The sequence below is a fragment of the Sphingomonas sp. T1 genome (assembly GCF_902506585.1).
GTDB lineage: Bacteria > Pseudomonadota > Alphaproteobacteria > Sphingomonadales > Sphingomonadaceae > Sphingomonas > Sphingomonas aerolata.
Map to the genome: position 1 here is coordinate 1 of NZ_LR733904.1, position 2554 is coordinate 2554.

1 protein-coding gene is annotated in these 2554 nt (G+C 57.8%); it reads right to left on the minus strand.

Going from position 1 to position 2554, the window contains the following annotated elements:
• Nucleotides 1-69: 69 nt before the first annotated feature.
• Nucleotides 70-1947: a reverse transcriptase domain-containing protein gene (locus GV027_RS20045; RefSeq protein ID WP_201302727.1), complete on the minus strand. Its 1878-nt coding sequence runs from the start codon at nt 1945-1947 to the stop codon at nt 70-72.
• Nucleotides 1948-2554: the final 607 nt, after the last annotated feature.

The window sequence follows — 2554 nt, forward strand, 5'->3', positions numbered from 1 at the left end:
CAGTCGGGTAGGGTTGGTGCTGCTCAAAGAGTCAGCCCTGACCCCCCCGCCGAACCGTACGTGCAGCTTTCACTGCATACGGCTCTCCGCTGCGATAATACCATTCATGTTCCGGGTATCGGACAAGCGTCCACGGTGTAGGTCAACATGACACAGGTCGCACAGGACTCTCGTCCTGCGTGACCGCGCAGCCTTCATCTCCGCAGCGAAACCACGTTGTGCAATATCGGCCAACCCTTCGACGTGATGAACCTGACACGGACGGTCCGTCCGCCCGCACGCCGAGCATTGCTTGGCGTTCTGACGATCGACCCAATCCGTCCGTGAATGGGAATAGATTTGAGTCCGCGGTGGGATATCCACCTTGGCCTTATCTACCCACCCACGGTCCAAATACATCAGCTTCCAGACCTTAACCGACCGAGGCTGGCCGTCGACCAAATAGTCGACGCGATATTCCTGCCCCGACCTCATACGGGCGGCAACAGCACGTACGCTACTCTTGTGCTTGCTGGCCATGGTTTTGAACATACTCCAGCGTTGGATGAACTCTAGCCTGTTGAGCTTTTGCTTCACGTCCCTCGCCAAGGCGTAATAATTCGCAAACCCCCGTAGTTCGGCATTATATGCAAGGACGATCTCGACATCGCTACAGCTAAGAAGGATGTTCCGATGCTTGGCCTTCAATACAGCCATGTCACCATACCCCTTCCTTGCGGCAAACCCGAAAACCTTCTCCCAAGGAACGCTGAGTTGCATCACCTCTGACGGAGGCCGACGGCTGAAGTGCTGCGAGCCGCGCTGGCTCCGCACTGTCCATTGACGTCCCGTATAGGTTCGCACCTCGTAACCGAGGAAGGCAGCTCCATCGCTCGCCTTTCGAATACCGCTTTTCTCCTCGGATACGCTCAGTGCCAACTCGGTGGTCAGGAACGACCCAACCTCCGCGAAGATACGTCGTGCATCGTCTTTGCTACCGATCACACCGATAAGGAAATCATCAGCATACCGGCAGTAGCGAAGTCGGCGATATCCGGCGTCCATGGCGTCTCGCGACGGCAAGGTACGCATCTGTTTCGACAAAGCTTTGATCTCGAAGATTAAGACCTCGATCGCTGCCAAGTCAGCGTTATCGCTGGCCTGTAGACGCTTGAGCCGCGCTCGCCTTTTAGCGATGCGTGCTGCCACTCTCCCGTACTCCGGGTTCGTGGCACGGACCTTTCCCTTCTCGAAGGCGGCTATCCGGCCTGCGATGAACTCATCGAGCTCATGCAGGTAGATGTTTGCCAAGATTGGAGACACGATCCCGCCCTGTGGAGTGCCGCTGTAGGTCGGATTATGCGTCCGCCCCTCCATGACGCCCGCCTTCAGCATGTCACCGATCAGGCCAACGAACTTTTCATCGTTGATCCGTTTCCGCAACAGCTTGAGCAGGACGTCATGGTCAATGTTCTCGAAGAACCCAGCGACATCCACGTCAACAAGCCATTTCACGCCCGTCCAGACGGCTTTAACGTGTTCAAGCGCCGTGTGACACGATCTCCTCGGCCGGAACCCATGCGAGGCGTTCGAGAACACCGGCTCATAGATCCTTTCGAGGAGTTGGCGCGCCACCTCCTGGACGAGGCGGTCGTCGCGCGTGGGTATCCCCAGCGGACGCCGCTTACCCTTGCCTTTCGGGATGAATACCCGACGCACTGGTTTCGGTTTGTAGGCTCCAGCCACCACACTGGCGATCAATGGGTCGAGGTCTTCCGGACCGAAGTCCGCGAAGGTCTCGCCATCGACACCCGGCGTCATCGCCCCCCGATTGGAGACGATCTTCTTGAGTCCCTGCTCCCAGAGAAGCCGAGACCCCATCAGACGATGAAGCCCATTTACTCGTTTGCCCGACGCTGCCAGCGTCGGAATGGCCTCCAACCGGGCCATCACAGTTTCAGGTAGCATCAGCACACCCCATGATTTCGGTTGAAGTATCGCAACTGCCGCCCTTCCCCCGGCGGTCTCCGCTTTCGGCCCGGTCGCCCGTTCCTTATGCGGATGCACCGTCTCCCCGACTGGGAAGCTGTCCCAGGCATTACCCCGGGCGTTTGAGTACTATGGCGGCTCCGTACCCATGCAGGTCGGCCGAAGCCGCCTGTTTAGGGCATCCCGTAGTTACACTGATCGGAGATACGACGCGGTTAGGTGTCCCGTTCATCCACTAAACCCCTCGACGAGAGGCGCGCCGGACGGGCTGAGGAGCAAAGAGCCAAGACATGAGACTCTTGCCATCGTCCGGGACTGGCGTGTCAGTCGCTTTCGCCAGCTTCCGCTATATAAAACGCTGCAGACTGGGATTTAAGCAGTGTAGCTTTCACCTTACGCGTCTTGCCCTGACCGGCATCGCTCCTTTACGACTGGAACGCATTCGGCCTTACTCCAAGCATGCTATTGTCCCCTGTCCGTTTCCGGATTTCAGGTCTTTCGAACCCAAGGTTAGCTTGGCGGGCAGAGGTTTCCTCAACTTACCTCATCATTACTGATACTCCTTTCAGCGCCACAACGGCGCACT